We start from the raw sequence: 15,960 nt of genomic DNA, 5'->3' as shown, positions 1-15,960 counted from the left end.
CATGAAGTCATCTCGACCCAAGCGGGCGGGCACAAGGAGGGCCTCCGCTCCCAAGGCAACACGCCTGTCACGTGAGCTGGCGGGGCAGGGGGCGAAGGTGAAGGCCACGCCCCTGGATGCATTCCAGCTGGCACGGAAGAAGTGGCTCGCCGGAGAACGCATCGACATCGGCGCGCTGGCTCGGGAGCTGGGGGTGGGCCGGGCAACGCTGTTCCGCTGGGTGGGCAGCCGAGAGCTGCTGCTGGGCGAAATCATCTGGTCCATCCAGCAGCCGTTCAGCGAGCGGGCCCGGACCGAGGTGAAGGCACGCGGCGCGGCCTTCATCGCGGGGACGTGCGAGCGGACGATGCGGGCCACCCTCGCCTTCGCTCCGCTGCGCCGCTTCATCGAGAGCGACCCGGAGTTCGCGCTCCGCGTCCTCACCTCGAAGAGCAGCACGGTGCAGAGCCGCAACGTGGAGCTGGTGCGCGCGGCGCTGGAGCGGGAGGCGGCGCTGGGACACCTGGTGCCGCCGCTGCCGCTGGACACGCTCGCCTACGTCATCGTGCGCATCTGCGAGGCGTTCGTGTACGCGGACGTCATCAGCGGCCGGGAGCCCGCCATCGACCAGGCCGCCGCCGCCATCCTCGTGCTGCTCGGCGGCAAGGTGAAGTAGCGAGGGACTACAGCTGCACCGCCTTGACCTGGGTGAACTCGAGGACGCCGTACGGGCCCAGCTCGCGGCCATGTCCGGACTGCTTGTAGCCGCCGAAGGGAGCCAGCGGGTTGAAGGCCGCGCCGTTGAGCTCCACCTGGCCGGTGCGCAGCCTCCGGGCGACTCGCAGCGCGCGCTCGGTGTCCGACGACCACACGCCTCCGTAGAGGCCGTACATCGAGTCGTTGGCGATGCGGACGGCGTCGTCCTCGGTGTCGTAGGGCATGATGGCCAGGACGGGGCCGAAGATCTCCTCCCGCGCAATCGTCATCCCGGGCGTCACCTCGCTGAAGACGGTGGGCGCCACGAAGTAGCCGCGCTCCAGGCCCGGAGGCGGCTGGGCACCGCCGCACACGAGCTTCGCGCCCTCGGCGATTCCACGTGAGATGTACTCGCGCACCCGCGTCCGCTGGGCGTCGGAGACGAGCGGACCCAGGGCCGTCTCCGGGTCGAGCGGGTTGCCCACCTTGAAGTGGGGCACGGTGGCCGCCGCGATGGCCTCCACCAGGCCGAGCCTGTCCCGGGGCACGAGCATCCGCGTCAGCGCCGAGCACGTCTGGCCCGAGTTGAGGTAGCACTTCTTCAGCCCGTCCACGACGGCGGTCTGCAAGTCCGCGTCGTCGAGGATGACGTTCGCGGACTTCCCACCGAGCTCCAGCGCCACCTTCTTCACCGTCGCCGCGGCCACCTCGCTCACCCGCCGTCCCGCGCGCGTCGAGCCGGTGAAGGACACCATGTCCACGTCGGGGTGCGCGGCGATGGCCTCCCCCACCACCGGCCCGTAGCCGGTGACGAGGTTGAACACGCCCGGCGGCACGCCGACCTCTTCCATGATGCTGGCGAGGAGGAAGGCGTTGAGCGGCGCCACCTCGCTGGGCTTCACCACGACGGTGCAGCCGGCGAGCATCGCGGGAGCCACCTTGGCCGCAAGCTGGTGCAGCGGGTAGTTCCACGGGGTGATGGCACCCACCACACCGACGGGCTCGCGGACGACCAGCGAGTTGCCGAGGCGCTGCTCCCAGGGCAACTGCTCCACCAGGTGCTCCATGGAGCCGAAGGTGATGGCCGGCAGCGCGGCCTGCACCATCATCGACACCTTGATGGGCGTGCCCATCTCCTGGGCAATCAGCACGGCGATCTCCTGCTGACGCTCCTGGAGCTTGCGCGCAACCGCGCTGCACAGCTCCACGCGAGCCTGGAGCGGGGTGGCGGCCCAGCCGTCGAACGCGGCCCGGGCGGCGGTGACCGCCCGGTGGACGTCCTCGGCCGTGCCCGCCGGCACGCGGCCCATCACCTCCTCGGTGGCGGCGTTGATGACCTCGAGGGTCTCCGTGCCGGCGGGGTCCACCCACCTGCCGCCGATGAAGAACCGCAGGTGCTTGTTCTGGGGCGAGGTGCTCGTCATGCCGATACCCTCTCGGTGAGCGTGGTCCGCACTCCGGCCGTCTGCGCGATGTGGTCGGCGGTCCGCGAGGCCAGGGCCATGATGGAGATCATCGGGTTGGTGCCGGAGGAGGTGGGGAACGCCGAGGCGTCCCCAATCCAGACTCCCGGGGTGTCGTGCAGCTCGCCGCGCGGGGTCGCCACGCTCGTCGTGGGGTCCGTTCCCATCCGGCAGGTCCCCATCTGGTGGGCCGCGAAGAGGCGGGCGCCACCAGCCCTCAGCGGGACGCGCTGCAGGCGGGCCACGAACGCGTCCAGGTCATCACCGATGCGCCACGTGGGCAGCCCCTGCGCCAGCATCAGGATGCGCCGGGCCCCCGCGGCGTGGTGCAGGCGGGCCTGCGCCTCCAGCGCACGCCGCGTATTGAGCACGTCGACCGGGTCGGTCAGGTCGTACCAGGGCACCGTCATCCCGTTCGCGTCCAGGGTCACCCGCCCGTGGCCGTGGTCGCGGATGATGCCGATGAAGGTGGCCACGTCCCGGTAGTCGGCCATCAGTTGCTTGTGCTCCAGGCCCGTCGTGAAGGGCACGGCCGAGGCGCCGAGCGCCGTGGTGTACTGCACGCCCTCCACGAGGAAGCCGTAGCCGTCCTGGACGTTGGCGAAGTGGTCGACCAGTCCGGCCTGCGGGGCGCCCCACCAGGACTGCATGTCCGTGCCGTAGTCCCCCATCACGGCGGTGCACGGGTGCAGGCGCAGGTACTTGCCGACCGCCGGCCCGCCGATTCCCGACCGCAGCAGGATGCCGGGCGACTCCAGCGCTCCCGCCGCGACGACGACTCGCGGCGCGCGCACGGTGATGCGGGCGCTCCGGCTGCCGTCGGCGGCCGTCCAGCGGGCCTGCACGCCCGCGGCGCGGCCCTGCTCCACCACCACCCGCTCCACGAAGCAGCCGACGAGGATTTCCGCTCCATGGTCGGCCGCCTGCCGCAGGTAGGTCTTCGCGGTGGAGCGCTTGGCTCCCGAGGCGTCGCCGAAGCCCATGTGACCGGCGCGGGCGGGGTCATGCCGGGCCGGGTCCCAGTTGCGGTGGGCCTTCGAGAAGGCCCAGCCCAGCGCCTGGGCGCCGCGCTGCATCGCCTCCTGGGGCCGGTTCAGCTCCGAGCAGCGGTCGTTGACGCCGAGCTCACGCCACACCGCGTCGAGGTGCCGGTCGAAGGCCTCCGTGGCGACGTCTTCGAGGCCGAACTCCGTCGCCCATTGTTGTCGCACCCAGGGCCTGGTGCGCAGACAGTTGGTCCAGTTCACGACGGTACCGCCGCCCAGGCACGCGCCCGCCATCAGCGACACGTTCAGGTCCGCCGTCGGCGTAGGGCCCCCGCGCCAGTAGAGGTGCTGGTAGGCGGGCACCTCCAGCTGCTGGAAGTCCGCCTCGCTCAGGTAGCGGCCCGCCTCGAGCACGATGACCTTCAGCCCGGCCCGCGCCAGCCGGCCGGCGATGAGCCCGCCGCCAGCTCCCGAGCCGACCACCACCACGTCTGCCTGGAGCATGGCGTCTGCAACGGGCGTCAGCGGCTGGAGCGGCTTGGGCTCCGGGACTGCCGCCGAGGTGGGACCCGGATAGCCGAACGTCTTCCAGGCAGGATTGCGCCCGGCGGCATCCGGCAGGCCGTAGGTGAAGAAGATGGCAAGGGTGACGAGCACCCCCACGCCAGCGCCCGCCTCGCGTGAGGCCAATGAGAGGTTGGTCAGGAGCTGCTCGCGTGACGGCTGCGACATCCTGACGAAGTCTTGCTCGGCCAGCACGTCGAGCAGCTGCAGCATCCCGGTGCGCTGCTCGGGCGGCATGCCGTCGAGCACCCCGCACAGCGCCTGGTCGGCGCCGACGTCCGTGGCGCGGCGCCCCCAGAAGCCGTCCGGGTCGTCCTTGCGTTCGATGCGCGGTACGGCGGTGTCACAGATTGCGCGCAGCGTCATCCGCTGCGTGTCGCTCAATGGAATGGGCATGACTGTGCACACGCTCCCTGGACCCACGCGGGGGCCGTGACGGCGGGACTGCCCCGGACACGGAGAGAGGCGACATTGCACGGATGTGACGGCAAAAGACCCCTCCGAAAGGAGGGGAATGACAGGCATTGAAAAGAGCGGGCGCCCCGCTCAGGCCGCCACGGAGGTGCGCTGGGCCTCGGGCTGGCGGCTGGCCTGGTTGAAGACCGCCCACTCCTTCCGCAGCCGCTGGAAGAGGCCGTACAGCGGCTGGCCCTCTGACTCGTACTGTCCCTGCCGGCGCTCGACGATGTGGCGCAGCAGCACGAAGCAGACGGTGGCCTCTCCGGCGGACGCCAGGGTGTTGAACTGACGGGCATCCGTGAACCAGAGCGTGGTGGGCATCTGGCAGGCCTGCTGGGACAGCGCCACCAGGTGCGGTCCGGGCTGAAGCCACGGGTGCTCGGCGAACAGGCGGGGGCGGTTCACCGTGAGCGCGTAGATGAGGTTCGACATCCGCCGGCCCGCGAACCGGGAGTCCTTGTACACGCGGCTGAAGACCAGCCCCCGCACCCGCTTCATGAACACGCTGGAGGTCAGCGCCAGCAGCGAGGTGCCTCGCAGCACCACCATCTGCACGAACTCCAGCACCGTGAGCTTCTGGAACGACGGCCAGGCATCGAGGTCCAACTGCTCCTGGAGCAGCACGTTGACGTCCGCCAGGCGGCGGTGGGCCCAGACCAGCGCCGCCGTCACCGCCGCGGTCAGCAAGCCGGGGACCAGGTACAGGAAGGAGTCCTCCAGCTCCCACGTGCCCGCGCGAGCAGTCTTGAACCCGTGCCATGCCAGGATGGCCGCGGACGCCAGGGTCAGGAAGAACAGCCCCCATCCCATCCAGGAGACGCCGTTCAGCGTCACCCAGCCGCGCTTCGTCGGGTTCTCGGGGACGTTGTACATCTCGGTGTCCTGCGTGCTGACGTCCGAGATGAGCAGGGTGGGCGGGGGCTGGGAGTCGTCGAAGGCCAGCAGCAGGCTGTCCACGCCCTGGTTGTCGTAGATGCCGCCATCCATCAGCGGCAGCCCTCCGTTGAAGCCCGGCCCCAGCTCATCCAGCGCGGCGGCGAGCGGGAACTCCGAGGTCCAGTGGAACTGCTGCGGGAAGACCAGCGGCTCGAAGCCGCCCGGGAAGCAGGACGACGCGGCCGCGATGTCCGCCAGCCGGACGTGCTGGGCCACGGAGCGCGGGAGCGGGTAGTTCTGGTTGCCCAGCAGCGCGCCCGGGTTGTTGCTTCGCCGGAAGCGGAAGTCCAGGCCCGTGTGGAACTCGGTGGAGTTGAAGATGGCCTCCTGGAGCTGCAGCCCGCCCGCGCCCAGGACCTCGCCCAGGTTGCGCTCACCGAGGAAGTCGGGCCGTGCATAGACATCCGCGGCGGAGCGGATGAGGCTGGCCCAGTTGTGGCTGTCGTGCTCGCGGTCCGTGGTCAGCACGGTCAGCGCCTCGCCAATCACGTTCGTCCGCTTCAGGTACGCCGAGTAGGCGTCGAAGAACTCGGGGAATGGCTTGCCGTCAATCTGGCTCACCACCCAGGCCAGTCCGGTGAGGGTACCGCCGGACACGGTGGACAGGCCCACCACGTCGGGCAGCAGGCCCACGCCGTCCAGGAACCGCAGCGTTCCCAGGTGGAACGCCGCCGCGCGATAGCCACCGCCCGAGAGTGAGAGGGCGAGCGGCCCGAGCGGCCCGTGCTGCCGGGAGGCGGGAAGGGTGGATTCAGGGTTCATGCAGGTGCTCGGGGACGGTGGGGAAGACGTTCGGAGCCGGGGACATCTTGGGGCCACGGCCCGCCGGGCTCCAAACCCGGGCCTGCCTGCGCACGGGACGCGGTGCGTCCTGGTCGCACGTGTCACCTGCCAGGAGAGGTCGAGTGCGCGCCGGGCGAGTAGGCAGGCTCCCGGGGCGGTGGAGACCCGTTGGAACGGTGCAGCGTGGCCTCTACCATGGTGCCCGACGTCAGCGTTCGAGCAGCCCCCGCTGCTTGCGCGCCGTCCTGGAGCCTGAACGTGACGCCTGAGCAGCATCTGGAAAGTTTCTACCGAGCGAATCGCGACCAAGCCGTCGAGTACTTCTACGGCAGTCTTTGCAACGCCAACATCAAGTCGTACGTCGAGGCGCCGCGTGGGCCCACGCTGGCGGCCGTGGGGCAGTCCTTCGACAACCTCATCAGCGGGCTCGTGAACCGGACGCCCGAGCTGTACGTCCAGAGCCAGACCGAGATGTTCAAGAAGCGCATCGCGGCAGGCGTCGCGCCGAGGGACCTCCTCGCGGGGCTCAAGTCGGCGGAGGCGTCCATTGCGTGGCTCATCGAGCAGGCGAGCCTGGAGCGCCCCGAGTTCGAACCGCAGCTGCGGCGCATGGGCCAGCAGTACCTGCTCATGGCGCAGATGACGGCGCTCTCGGTCCGCGCGTACCAGCCCTGAGGGCGTGGGGCCGGCGCAGCGGGGCGGCTGCCGCCGAATGCGGCCTCCGCCCCGGCTCCGAGCTCGGGAGCGACCTGGCTCAGTGTCCGAGCACGTAGGTGAAGATGAGTGGCGCGACGATGGACGCGTCGCTCTCCACCCCCCAGCGTCGAGGGCTCGACGTGGGGGCTGCGGGTTGGCCGGAGTCGTGCGAGCGGGTAGAAGCGCCCATGTCCAACTGGAAACGTCTCGAGAAGCTCAATGGCGGCGAGCCAATCTGGTACTCGGACCCCGTGCTCGACACGAAGGATGAGGTCTGGTTCTTCGCGCCCAATACCCGGATGCGGGAGCTGTGCGTGTGGAGCCAGGGCGTCCGCGACAAGCACGACCCGGAGGCGGAGCAGTTCGGCGCCCCCGTCACCGGGCGCGTCACGCTGTACGACCTGCGCGGCAGCCAGCTCTACGTCGACGTGGAGTTCCGAGGAGACCAGGCGGTGCTGCGCCGGGGGGTGCTGAATGGCGCCAGTCTCTACCGGCTCGTCCCAGCCGGGGACATCGAGGCCCTCCTCGCGCGTTACCGGGCGCTGGGCTTCCGTGAGGGCACCCCATGGAACGTGACGAAGAATCGCGTGACGGTTCGCCAGTACCTCAAGGGCACGTCGACCGGCTGGAGTGTCCATGTCGACGGGGCCAGCATGTTCGAGGGCTTCCGGAACGAAACGCCCGCCGCGAGCCGTGAGGCCGCCATCGCAGGGACGGAGAAGTGCATCCGTGCCAGGGAGAAGGCCGGCTTCAGACTCTACAACATCGAGCTCACCAGCGCCGCACACCCCAATCCAGAGCCCAAGCCCGCGAAGGGCACGCCCACCCGGGCCGCTCCACCCAAGGGGCCCACCTTCGCGAAGCCGAAGAACGCATATGAGGCCGTCGACACGGCCATCGCGATGCTGAGGGACCTCCACGAGCGCATCCCCACGGGACACTTCGTCGCGGAGCTCATCGACGTGAAGAAGGAGCGGAAGCGGGTGGCCTCGGTCGAGCCGGAGGTGGCCTTCTTCACCCGCATGCACAAGCAGCGCCTCGGGCGCTGGAAGGACGTGAAGGCGGCAAAGCCGGGGAAGAAGGAGTCGAGCTGGAGCTACTTCCTGCGAGTCTACGGCTCCATCACCTGGATTCTCGACAGCGCCGTCGACGATGAGCTGCCCTCGTTCCTGTGCGGCAACATCGCGGGAGGCGGCTGGAGCTGTCTGGAGATTGCCGACGAGCTCTACGACACCGACTCGCTGGTCGAGGCGACCGGCAACACCGACCTGGAAGACCTCCAGGTGTTCCATGGCGGGTGGCACACCCACCGGTCCTTCGCGTTCGACCCGCGCGCGGTGTCCCCGACGGGCGAGCGGCCCATCATCCCGTTCGACGAGAGCCTCCAGAAGCTCCCGAGGGCAACGAAGGCCGAGCGCATCCAGCCCTTCGGCCTCTGGCTCCACAAGCACGTCTCGCGCCTGGTACGCACGGCGGAGCGCAACCTGCGCGAGGTGCTCTGACGCTCGACGGGGCCCATCCACCCGGCGGGCCCCACGCCCGGAGTCATGTGCTCCGGACGTGGGGTGCAAGCCGGTGGGGGCGGGCGGTCAGCGCCTCACGCAGGTCTTCCGGTCCGCGCTCTGCGCCCAGAGGGCGGTCGGGATCACGCTGCACCTGCTGTAGCCGTTGAAGGTGGAGGCATCCCGGAACGGAGGGCCGACGGTTCCGCCAGTCAGGAGCGGATCATTCTCGCCCAGGACGCCGTCCTTGCAGAACAGGGCCAGGTCGAGTCCCCCATCGGGGAAGTCGTAGCAGTCGGAGGGACACGACACCGGGTAGAGCGTCTTGCTCGAACCGCTGGCGATGACGTACCCATCGCCGAGCACACAGCTCGCCCCCAGCGATGCTGACGCGGACTCGATGGAGGGGGCGTCACCCGTGTCGCCAGCATGAGCGGCCTTTTCCGGGATGTCGCCACCGCAGCCGAGCAACGCCACCGCACCGGCCACGACCGCTCCCGCGAACCGCTGATTCAACGACGTTCTGACAGACAAGATGATGCTCCACTCGTAGGGGTGATGGCCCGTGAGCTGGCGGCCGGGACGCATCCTGCTCGGCGTGTCTGACACGTCCCCTCGCGGTGACTCCTCAGTGGGTGATGCCCAGCTTGACTCCTCCGCTCTGGAGCAGGAGGAACAGCGGCACTCCGACGAGCCCGAGGACCCCGAGGAGCAGCGAGCCGCAGCCCCACACGAGCGCCAGCCCGAGACCCATCTCCTGCTGCTTGCGCGCCTGCACGGTGCTGATGAGCCCCCGGAAGCCCGCGACCGTCTGGATGGCCGCGAGCAGCGCAAGCGGCAGGAAGAAGGCCCTGTCTCCGGCGCTGGCGGACGCCGCAATGGCGACCCACACCCAGCCGAGGTTGAACATCCCGAAGGCCACGCCACCGGAGATGAGGGCCTTGCGCTGGAGCGAGTCCGCGCCCGTCGCGAGAGCAGTCATGGCCACGAGTCTACCGCTCCCGGGGCCACGGCAGCAGGCAAGGGCGCGCATCACCGCCTTGACTCAGGGGGCGCGCCGGAATAGTTAAGCAACTGCCTTACTATTCTTCTGACGCCCGGCGGCGTGTAGAGCCGGCGAGTCACGGCCAGGGTGAGTCATGTCGCTGAAGCTCTATCTCCATCCATTCGCGTCCTTCTGCCAGAAGGCCATCATCGCCTTCTACGAGAACGGCACGCCGTTCGAGCCGCACCTCGTCGACTTCGGCAACGAGGCCTCACGTGCCGAGTTCCTGCAGCTGTGGCCCGTTGGGAAGATCCCCGTGCTGCGCGACGAGGCGCGGGACCGCACGCTCCCGGAGTCGAGCATCATCATCGAGTACCTGGACCAGCAGTACCCGGGCCGGGTGCGGTTGCTTCCCGAGGAGCCGGAGCTCGCACTGCGGACGCGGCTGAGTGACCGCTTCTACGACCACTATGTCCAAGAGCCGATGCAGAAGATCGTCACCGACAATCTGCGTCCGGAAGGGCGGGGAGATCCGCACGGAGTGGAGCTGGCCAGGGAGGCGCTGCGGACCGCCTATGCCATCATCGAGCGCGAGATGGCCACGAAGCCCTGGGCCATGGGCGACGTCTTCACCCTGGCCGACTGTGCCGCGGCGCCCGCCTTGTTCTATGCCAACAAGGTGGTGCCCTTCGGCGAGGTCTACCGGAACACCGCGGCCTATCTCGCCCGGCTGATGGAGCGCCCTTCCTTCGCCCGGGTGGTCGAGGAGGCAAGGCCGTACCTCCATCTGTTCCCGGTGAAGAACGCCTGAGCCGGGTGAGGCTCAGGTGTCGTGTGGCAGCGCGGCCACCAGTTCCTCCAGTGCCGCGCGTCCGCCTCGGAACACCGGCCAGCCGTCCCCCACCAACACCGCGTCGATGCGCGTCCTGGCCAGCAGGCCGCGGACGGAGGCCCGCGCACGGGCGGCGTCCTTCAGCTTCGCGTCCGGGAGAAGGTTGAGCCGGCCGCCCAGGTGGCCGCGAATGAGGTCCCCCGTCAGCAGCGTCGTGTCCTCCAGGAGGAAGGCCAGCTCGCCGGGCGTCTTGGAGCCGTGGAACTCCAGGGCCACCAAGCCTGGGACGAGCGTCTCGCCATCGGCGAGCCACCGGTCGCATTTCAGCGGAAAGGTCTCGGACTCGGCGCGGGGGCCGGCCACCTTCGCACCGAAGTCCGCGACCAGCTCCCGGGTGGCGCGCACGTGCTCCGAGTTGGTCAGCACTGCCCAGGCCACTCCACCCAGCGAGCGCAGGTGCGCGGCATCATGCGTGGACAGCGGGAGCGGGTCGAAGACCACGTTTCCCTCCGGGCGGACCCAGAGGACGCTGTGGAAGTCCAGGTTGCGCGACTCGTCGAAGCGGGACCAGCCATAGAGGTCTTTGCGGTGCAGGGCTTTCATGGCGCCCAGCCTGCCTGCAATGGCATGCCGCCGGGAAGCGCCAGGCGAGCCGGCGCCTCCTGACGGACGCTTCATCACGGAAGGCGCTGCTGGTCGACCCAGTACTCCAACATCCAGCCGGGATACTCCGCCGGGAGGGCGCTGACCGCGTTCAGCGCCTCCAGCTCGGCAGTCGAGAGCTTCAGCTTCGTCGCCGCGATGTTGTCGTCGAGCTGCTCCACCCGCTTCGCGCCGACGATGACCGAGGTCACATGGCCCTGGTGTAGCAGCCACGCGAGCGCGACCTGCGCGACCGACACCTCATGGGCCGCGGCAATCGGCCTCATGGCGTCGATGCAGTCGAAGGCCCGGGCCTCGTTGACCGGCGGGAAGTTCAGGCTGACGCGGCGTGCACCCTCGGGAGCGGCCTGGTCGCGTCCGAACTTGCCGGAGAGCAGGCCACCCGCCAGCGGGCTCCACACCAGCAGACCGACCTTCTGGTCCTTCAGCATCGAGACGGTGTCGCGCTCGAGGTCACGCCCGGCCAGGGTGTAGTAGGCCTGCAGGCTCTCGAACCGTGCCCAGCCGAACTTCTCCGCGATGCCAATCGCCTTCATCACCTGCCAGGCACGCGCATTGGAGCAGCCGACGTAGCGCACCAGTCCCTGGCGGACGAGGTCGTCGAGCGCCCGCACCGTCTCCTCCACGGGCGTCACGGAGTCGAACCCGTGCATCTGGTAGAGGTCGATGTAGTCGGTGCCGAGCCGCTGCAGGCTCGCCTTGACCGCGTCCATGATGTGGGCACGCGAGGCGCCCCGGTCGTTGGGCCCCGGCCCGGTCGCACCGTAGGCCTTGGTCGCCAGGACGACATCCGTCCGCTTGACGCCGAGGTTCTTCAGGGCCGCCCCGGTGATGAGCTCGGACTTGCCGGCGGAATAGACGTCCGCCGTGTCGATGAAGTTGATGCCTGCTTCCAGGGAGCGGGCGACGAGCCGCTCCGCCTCTGCCTGCTGGAGCTGTCCGATGCTGCTCCAGACGTCGCCGCCTCCGAAGGTCATCGTGCCGAGGCACAGCTCGGACACGAGCAGGCCGGTGTTGCCAAGTTGTCTATAGCGCATCTGTCTTTCTTCCTTTTGGTGAGCCAGGACGGCTGACACGCGACACAGATAGACCTTGGGCGGTCTGCTGATTAGACGGAACAATCCGCATGGACTTGTGAGATATGTGCAGCAATGAAGCGCGACGAGCTGAATGACCTGGCGGCCTTCGTGGCGATTGCGGAGGAGAGGAGCTTCACGCGCGCCGCGTCGAAGCTGGGCATGTCTCCGTCCGCCTTGAGCCACGCGATGAAGGCGCTCGAAGGCCGGCTGGGGGTGCGACTGCTGGCGCGGACGACCCGAAGCGTGGCGACGACCGCGGCGGGCGAGCAGCTGCTGAAGACCCTGCGCCCCGCGTTCGAGGAGATCAGTGCCGGGCTCACCCACCTGGACCGACTGCGCGACAAGCCCGCCGGCACGGTACGCATCACCACGTTCAAGCACGCGGCGGCCACGGTGATATGGCCCGTGCTCCCCGGCTTCATGCGTGAGTACCCGGACATCCGCGTCGAGGTCAGCATCGATGACCGCCTGACCGACATCGTCGAGAGCCGCTTCGACGCGGGCATCCGCTTCAGCGAGAAGGTCGCCAGGGACATGGTCGCGGTGCGCGTCGGCCCGGACGTGCGGTTCGCCGTCGTGGGGACACCTTCCTACTTCGCGGAGCACCCGGTGCCGAAGACACCGCGGGCGCTCGTCGAGCATCGCTGCATCAACTACCGGATGCCGACCTCTGGAGCGCTCGGTTCGTGGGAGTTCGAGAGGAGCGGTCGGACGTTCCAGGTCCGGGTCGATGGGCCGCTCATCGTCAATGACGTCGATCTGGTGGTGGCCGCCGCCCTGACGGGGCAGGGTCTGGCGTTCATCTATGAGGACATGGTGGCCAACCATATTGCCGCAGGCCGGCTCATCCGGGTCCTGGGGGAGTGGTGTCCGTCCTTCCCCGCCTACTTCCTCTACTACCCGAGCCGCCGCCAGGTGCCGCCGGCCCTCGCCGCGTTCGTCGAGGCAGTGCGCTCCACCGCACCCCGGAGGCGGTCCGGTCGTGGAGCGTCGACGACTTCGACGGAGGGCGGTGGATGAAAGGGCCTGATTGGGAGCCAGAGGTGTCGGGCGAAGACATGTGTGTCATCGCGTGCTGGGGTGGAGGGGGCGCTGTCCTTCGACCGGGCGGAGCCACTGGCCGTGGTCCTCCCGGAAGAGGCCGGGGATGAGGTCTCATACGCGGCCGCGGACGTCGCGACCATCGTGACCCACTACTACTGACGCGCCTACGGCGTCCCCAGCCCCCAGCGCTGCATCAGCCGGTAGAGCTGGGTGCGGTGCAGGCCGAGCGCCCGTGCCGCCGCGCTGACGTTGCCGCCGTGCTCGGCCAGCGTGGCCTCCAGCGCGGCCCGGTCCAGCTGTGGTGCCGCGGTGGCCGGCGGCGGCGGGGAGGCCAGCGCCACGCCCGCCTCCGCGTCCAGGTGCTCGGCCCGCAGCGAGCGGCTCCCCGAGGCAGCAGCGGCACGCGCCGCGCTCCGCGTCTCTCCCAGCAGCTCACGCACGTTGCCGGGCCACGGGCGCGACAGGCAGGCCTCCACGTAGGTGGCGTGCAGCGCCGGCGCGGCGGAGCCCTTCAGCGCGTGCACCAGCAGCCAGGGCACGTCCTCCAGTCGCTCTCGCAGCGGAGGCAGGTGCACCTCGGCCTGGGCCAGCCGGTAGTAGAGGTCCGCGCGGAACTGGCCGGCGGCCGCCGCGGCACGCAGGTCCTTGTGCGTGGCGGAGCAGACGCGCACGTCCACCGGCTGGGCCCGGAACGCCCCGAGCGCCAGCACCTCCCGCGTTTCCAGCACCCGCAGCAGCTTGGCCTGGACCTCCGACGGCAGCTCCGCCACCTCGTCGAGGAAGAGCACGCCCTTGTCGGCGGCCTGCAGGTAGCCGTCCGTGTCCGCATCGGCGCCCGAGTAGGCGCCCCGCCGCGAGCCGAAGAGGAGCCGCTCCGCCACGCTGGCGGGCACGGCCGCGCAGTTGACGGCGACGAAGCGCCCCCGCGCGTTGGGGCCCGACTGGTGGTAGGCCCGCGCCGCCAGCTCCTTGCCGGTGCCACTCTCGCCGGTGATGAGCAGCGTCTCCCCGGCCAGGGCCGCCGGGGCCACCCGCTCCAGCACGGCACCGAAGGTGGGGCCGCGCACCGCGTCCGGGCTCACGACGACGTCCGCGCCGGCCAGCCGCCGCACGTCCTCATGGAACACGGCCAGCGTGTTGCCCAGCCGCAGCACCCGGGGCGCTGGGAAGGCACGGCTGCCCACCACCTGCTCCCCGTCCACGTACGTGCCGTTGCGGCTGCCCAGGTCCTCCACGCGCCAGCCCGAGCCCTCTCGACGGACCTCGGCGTGCTGGCGTGAGAGGCGCTCGTCCGGCAGCGGCTGGCCGCCCGCGTCCTCACGGCCCAGCACCAGAGGGCTTCCGTCGAGCGGCACCGACCGGAACAGGGGGGCACCCCCCGAGAAGATGAAGACGAGGCCGGGGCGCGGCGGCTCCGGCGTTGCCTGGTTCAAGCGGCTGTCTTCCTGTGTGTCCAGTCCCGTCCGCATCGCGCCCCAGGCGACCCCGCCCCGGGGTGGGGCGGGGGCCTGCTTCCGGGCGACAGGTTACTTGAAGCGCCAGGCGCGGACGTACTTCACCTCGAACGAGTTGCCCTCGCCCGTGGGGGTGCTGCCGTCGGGCGTGCCGCTCGCGCTGCCGAACCAGAGGTCCAGCAGGATGTACATGGGCCGGTTGTAGTAGCCGGCGGTGTCCTGGTACTTCGGCCCCAGCTGCTGCCCGTCGAAGTAGAAGGTGATGCCGGACGGCTCCCACTTCACCGCGTACGTGTGGAAGGCGGCGGACAGGTCCACACCGTTGGTGTAGGGCGCGAAGTCCCGCAGCTTCGTCTCGTACGGCTTCTCGTGGTACGTGTAGTCCGCGTTGGCCTTGTGCAGCGTGAGCCCGTAGTTCACCGGGTGCAGGTTGGCGTCACCCCACCAGGAGCCGGGGCCGCCGCCGGGGTAGGCCTCCATGATGTCGATTTCGGGGCGGTCATTGCCGGGGTGGGCATACAGCCAGAACGCGGGCCAGACGCCCTTGCCGATGGGCAGCTTCGCCTCCATCTCGAAGTACCCGTACGTCTGGGAGAACTTGCCGTCCGTGTCGATGGTGCGGTTGAAGAAGTTCCCGCTCGCGTCGCGCTGCGGCCAGATCTTCAGCGAGCTGTTGCTGACCTTGTAGTTGATGGTCGGGTTCGGGGACTCGTACCAGATGTGGTCGTTCCACTTGCTGGTGTTGAAGCCGCTGTCGAACTCGTCGGAGAAGGTCAGCACGTACTGGTTCGCGTCCTGCCCGCGAGGCCCGCCGGACGTGGTGGTGCCGCCCGACACGGTGAGCGTGCCGACGGTGTAGCGCGTCTCACCATCCACGGTGACGCCGCTGCCGGCGATGAGCGGGATGCGGTTGAGCGGGGCGGCCATGGAGTAGAGCCCCACGCGGATGGTGTACGTGCCCGTCGCGAGGTTGGAAGGCAGCGTCCGGGTGACGTTGTAGGCCACCGCGCCGCTCCACTGCGAGGTGCCCACCGGGGGCTGGTGGTCGGCGTTGAGCGAGGAGTGCTGCACGCCGCTGGCGTCCACGAAGTGCACGAAGACGTAGTAGTTCTCCGGCATGGGGATGGCGTTGAACCGCATGCCCAGCGTCACCGTCTGCCCCGGCTGCGCGGACAGGCTCGGGTTGGAGAGCTGGAGCACCGTGGACGTGGTGGGCTGGGGGTTGCCCACGGTGAGCGTGCCGACGGTGTAGCGCCTCTCACCATCCACGGTGACGCCGGTGCCGGCGGAGAGGGCAATCCGGTTGAGCGGGGCGGCCATGGAGTAGAGCCCCACGCGAATCGTGTACGTGCCGTGCGCGAGGTTGGAGGGCAGCGTCTTGGTGACGTTGTAGGCCACCGCGCCGCTCCACTGCGACGTACCCACCGGAGGGAGGTGGTCGGCGTTGAGCGTGGAGTGCTGCACGCCGTTGGCGTCCACGAAGTGCACGAAGACGTAATAGTTCTCCGGCATCGGCACGGCGTTGAACCGCATTCCGAGCGTCACCGTCTGGCCCGGCTGGGCGGACAGCGAGGGCGTCCCGAGCCGCTGCACCGTGGTCTGCTGGGCGGCGGCCTGTGACGGGGCCAGGGCAAGGAACAGCATTGCGAGAACGAGCGCGTAGCCCGCGCCAGGGCGGGGTTTCCAGGTGCGCATGCAACCTCCGGGGTTGAGGGGACGGTGTGACGCCCGCTGCCTTGGCAACCGACATGCCAGCCGAAGTGACCTTCCCGTTAAACGCGTATGCCAGGAGTTACGCCAGTTTGCGTGGAGAACCCCGTGCGCACGGGTTCCCCGGGC

General features: G+C 69.6%; 15 protein-coding genes. 6 read left to right on the top strand and 9 right to left on the bottom strand.

The annotated features are described in order from the left end of the window. Window positions 1-97 precede the first annotated feature (97 nt). Window positions 98-655: a QsdR family transcriptional regulator gene (locus LXT23_RS13090; protein WP_253980503.1), complete on the top strand. Its 558-nt coding sequence runs from the start codon at window positions 98-100 to the stop codon at window positions 653-655. 7 nt (window positions 656-662) lie between these two features. On the opposite strand, the gene LXT23_RS13085 is transcribed toward LXT23_RS13090, so the two are convergent. The 3 genes from LXT23_RS13085 to LXT23_RS13075 form a co-directional block, all read right to left on the bottom strand. Further along, window positions 663-2,099: an aldehyde dehydrogenase family protein gene (locus LXT23_RS13085; RefSeq protein WP_253980502.1), complete on the bottom strand. Its 1,437-nt coding sequence runs from the start codon at window positions 2,097-2,099 to the stop codon at window positions 663-665. Further along, a complete protein-coding gene (locus LXT23_RS13080; RefSeq protein ID WP_253980501.1) occupies window positions 2,096-4,084 on the bottom strand; it encodes a GMC family oxidoreductase in 1,989 nt (662 codons plus the stop codon). Before LXT23_RS13080 ends, LXT23_RS13085 begins: the two co-directional genes overlap by 4 nt. A gap of 150 nt (window positions 4,085-4,234) precedes the next feature. Next, window positions 4,235-5,845, bottom strand: a complete 1,611-nt coding sequence (locus LXT23_RS13075) for a patatin-like phospholipase family protein (protein ID WP_253980500.1) — start codon at window positions 5,843-5,845, stop codon at window positions 4,235-4,237. 279 nt (window positions 5,846-6,124) lie between these two features. On the opposite strand from LXT23_RS13075, the gene LXT23_RS13070 reads away from it, so the two are divergent. Both LXT23_RS13070 and LXT23_RS13065 read left to right on the top strand, forming a co-directional pair. After that, entirely contained in the window at window positions 6,125-6,541 is a 417-nt protein-coding gene (locus LXT23_RS13070) for a hypothetical protein (RefSeq protein ID WP_253980499.1), read from the top strand. 209 nt (window positions 6,542-6,750) lie between these two features. Next, window positions 6,751-8,064, top strand: coding sequence for a hypothetical protein (locus LXT23_RS13065; protein ID WP_253980498.1), 1,314 nt, complete (start codon window positions 6,751-6,753; stop codon window positions 8,062-8,064). 87 nt (window positions 8,065-8,151) lie between these two features. Here LXT23_RS13065 and LXT23_RS13060 read toward each other — a convergent pair whose 3' ends face one another. Beyond that, on the bottom strand, window positions 8,152-8,673 hold the full coding sequence (locus tag LXT23_RS13060; protein WP_253980497.1) for a hypothetical protein: 522 nt from the start codon (window positions 8,671-8,673) through the stop codon (window positions 8,152-8,154). A gap of 19 nt (window positions 8,674-8,692) precedes the next feature. Next, complete coding sequence (locus LXT23_RS13055; protein WP_253980496.1) at window positions 8,693-9,046, bottom strand: hypothetical protein; 354 nt, start codon at window positions 9,044-9,046, stop codon at window positions 8,693-8,695. A gap of 157 nt (window positions 9,047-9,203) precedes the next feature. Between LXT23_RS13055 and LXT23_RS13050 the strand changes: the two genes are divergently transcribed. Further along, on the top strand, window positions 9,204-9,860 hold the full coding sequence (locus LXT23_RS13050) for a glutathione S-transferase family protein (RefSeq protein ID WP_253980495.1): 657 nt from the start codon (window positions 9,204-9,206) through the stop codon (window positions 9,858-9,860). A gap of 12 nt (window positions 9,861-9,872) precedes the next feature. On the opposite strand, the gene LXT23_RS13045 is transcribed toward LXT23_RS13050, so the two are convergent. Continuing rightward, window positions 9,873-10,484: an MBL fold metallo-hydrolase gene (locus tag LXT23_RS13045; protein WP_253980494.1), complete on the bottom strand. Its 612-nt coding sequence runs from the start codon at window positions 10,482-10,484 to the stop codon at window positions 9,873-9,875. A gap of 74 nt (window positions 10,485-10,558) precedes the next feature. Beyond that, on the bottom strand, window positions 10,559-11,581 hold the full coding sequence (locus LXT23_RS13040) for an aldo/keto reductase (RefSeq protein WP_253980493.1): 1,023 nt from the start codon (window positions 11,579-11,581) through the stop codon (window positions 10,559-10,561). Window positions 11,582-11,695: 114 nt separating this feature from the next. Here LXT23_RS13040 and LXT23_RS13035 point away from each other — a divergent pair, with 114 nt between their 5' ends. Further along, a complete protein-coding gene (locus LXT23_RS13035) occupies window positions 11,696-12,643 on the top strand; it encodes a LysR family transcriptional regulator (protein WP_253980492.1) in 948 nt (315 codons plus the stop codon). A 42-nt stretch (window positions 12,644-12,685) separates the two neighbouring features. Further along, a complete protein-coding gene (locus tag LXT23_RS13030; RefSeq protein ID WP_253980491.1) occupies window positions 12,686-12,826 on the top strand; it encodes a hypothetical protein in 141 nt (46 codons plus the stop codon). A 5-nt stretch (window positions 12,827-12,831) separates the two neighbouring features. On the opposite strand, the gene LXT23_RS13025 is transcribed toward LXT23_RS13030, so the two are convergent. Beyond that, a complete protein-coding gene (locus LXT23_RS13025; RefSeq protein WP_253980490.1) occupies window positions 12,832-14,100 on the bottom strand; it encodes a sigma 54-interacting transcriptional regulator in 1,269 nt (422 codons plus the stop codon). Window positions 14,101-14,193: 93 nt separating this feature from the next. Beyond that, window positions 14,194-15,816, bottom strand: a complete 1,623-nt coding sequence (locus tag LXT23_RS13020; RefSeq protein WP_253980489.1) for a glycoside hydrolase family 16 protein — start codon at window positions 15,814-15,816, stop codon at window positions 14,194-14,196. Window positions 15,817-15,960 lie beyond the last annotated feature (144 nt).

The organism is Pyxidicoccus xibeiensis, assembly GCF_024198175.1.
Classification (GTDB): domain Bacteria; phylum Myxococcota; class Myxococcia; order Myxococcales; family Myxococcaceae; genus Myxococcus; species Myxococcus xibeiensis.
The sequence above is the reverse complement of the archived record's forward strand: the minus strand, read 5'-3'. Positions and strand labels throughout refer to the sequence as shown.